Source organism: Amycolatopsis rhizosphaerae (assembly GCF_007713715.1).
In the GTDB taxonomy this organism is placed as follows: domain Bacteria; phylum Actinomycetota; class Actinomycetes; order Mycobacteriales; family Pseudonocardiaceae; genus Amycolatopsis_E; species Amycolatopsis_E rhizosphaerae.
Genome location: NZ_VJWX01000764.1, coordinates 1 through 2,065 on the forward strand (window position 1 = coordinate 1; position 2,065 = coordinate 2,065).

2 protein-coding genes are annotated in these 2,065 nt (G+C 71.7%); one reads left to right on the forward strand and one right to left on the reverse strand.

What is annotated here, in order from left to right; translation table 11 throughout:
- Positions 1 to 371: 371 nt before the first annotated feature.
- Positions 372 to 1,112, forward strand: a complete 741-nt coding sequence (locus FNH05_RS36560; RefSeq protein WP_144593403.1) for an ANTAR domain-containing protein — start codon at positions 372 to 374, stop codon at positions 1,110 to 1,112.
- Positions 1,113 to 1,123: 11 nt separating this feature from the next.
- Here the strand turns inward: FNH05_RS36560 and FNH05_RS36565 are convergent.
- A partial coding sequence (locus FNH05_RS36565; RefSeq protein ID WP_144593404.1) for a beta-ketoacyl synthase N-terminal-like domain-containing protein occupies positions 1,124 to 2,065 on the reverse strand: 942 nt, incomplete at its 5' end.

A 2,065-nucleotide genomic window follows, 5' to 3' on the forward strand; every position in this document is an offset into this window, starting at 1 on the left:
AATCTACCGGGAACGCGCCTTCTCACGCTTCGAGGACGCACCCACCTTCCTGCCCGCCGCGGCTGAAATCGGCCGCACCGCCTTCACCCTGCCGATCCACCCCGCCCTCACCACCGAGCACATGATCGAGGTGGCGAAGGCGGCGGTGAAAGTGTTGCGCGCGGCCACCCGCTGACGTGGTCCACACCTCACCGGAACGGGTTTTTTTCCCGGATGGCGACCCCGCGAATAGCCGCACTGCGGCCCCCGTTCCTCACCCGCACTTGGTGAACTCCTCCGGCACTGGTTTTCCGTGGCCGGGCGCCGGGGATAGCTAGTTCGCACCGCACCAGTCACGGGCGTGCCGGGCATTGTGGGAGGAACAAGAAACCATGCATCGCGAAGTCGAACTCGCCGCGGCTTTCCTGGATCTGTCGCGCTTTTCCGACCGCGGATTCGATGAGGCGCGCTATGCCGACCTGCTGGCCCGACGGTGCGCCGGACTGCTCGACGTCGACGCGGCAGGCGTTCTGCTCACCGGCGCGGGCGGCCAGCTCTCGGCGGTGGCCGCCTCCGCCGAAACGGTACAACTGCTGCAACTGGTCCAGCTCCGCTTCCAGGACGGTCCCGGCATCGCCAGCTTTCGCACCGGAATTCCCGTGCACGCCGCCGATCTGCGCGCGGGCACCCGGTGGGACACCTTCCGCTCCGCCACCCTCAACGCCGGATTCTCCGCGGTGCACGCGCTTCCGTTGCGGCTCAACGAGGAAAGCCTCGGTTCCCTCACCCTGTTCCGCCGTGTGCCGGGGGAACTCAGCCACGAGGACGTCAAGATGGGCGAGGCACTGACGGCCTTCGCCACCGCCACGCTGCTGGCGCAGCGGGCGGTGGAGAAGGCGGAAACCCTCGCCGGGCAGCTGCAGACCGCGCTGCACACCCGCATCGTCATCGAGCAGGCCAAGGGCATCCTCGCCGAGCGGCACGGCCTGGGCACCGAAGGCGCTTTCGAGCTGATGCGGGCCTATGCCCGCCACGACCGGCGCCGCCTCGACGAGGTCGCCCGCGCGATCATCGACCGCTCCCCCAGCGTGGCCCGGCTGCTGGGCCGGGCACCGGAGTCGACGGCGGGATGACGCGGCGGCGCTCACGCCGCCGGACCCAGCACCACGGCCGAGTTGTGCCCGCCCATGCCCAGCGAGGTCTTGAGAGTCAGCCCACCGGACAGCGCGGTGGGCCCCGACAGCAGCCGGGGATGCGCGGACGCGACCGCCGGCGGCGCCGGGATCACCCCGTGCTCGTACGCCAGCGCGGTGGCCACGATCTCCACCGCACTGGCGGCACCCTGGCAGTGCGAAACGAGCGGTTTGACCGAGTAGATCCCGGCGTCGCCGCCCAGGAACTCGGCCAGCATCGCCGCCTCCGCCTGGTCGCACTGGGCCGTTCCGGGCCCATGGGCGTGCAGGTAGGCCACCGCGGAGCCCGGGACCCCGGCATCGGCCAGCGCCAGGCGCACGCACTCCCGCACTCCGGTGAGCGCGGGGTCGATCGAGGTGACGTGGTAGGCGTCGTGCGTCATGGCCCCGCCGTGGGCCACGACGTAGGGCCGCCCGCCACTCCCGTCCCGGGACAGCACGAACGAGGCCGCGGCCTCCCCCATGGTGAATCCCCGGCTGCCCTCCTGGAACGGGCGGCAGGCGTCGAGCGGCTCGTCGTCGGTGACCGCGACGCCGAGCCGGACGAAGGCCCGCACGTGTTCCGGGCCCGCCGACAGGTCGGTGGCGACCACGACCACATCGTCGGCGACGCCCGCATCCAGCCACGCCTGCGCGGTGAGCAGGCCCGCGTTGCCGGAGGCGCACATGGCGGACACCTGCAGGGCCGGGCCGCGGAACCCGAACTCCTGCATCAGCAGCGAAACCGGGGTGGAGGGCATCAGGTAGAGGTAGTCCCTGACCGGCAGCGACCCGCCGTGCGCCAGGTAGAAGTCCCGCAGGAGATCCACTTCGCCGAGTACCGCGGCGTGCACCAGGCCCACGCGGCGCGGCCGCCAGCCGCGGCCGGTCGCGTCCTCCACCGCCTCCCGCAC

What these genes read in the sequence shown, in the direction of transcription:
- FNH05_RS36560 (WP_144593403.1), top strand. Translation starts at nt 372, where the DNA reads ATGCATCGCGAAGTCGAACTCGCCGCGGCTTTCCTGGATCTGTCGCGC.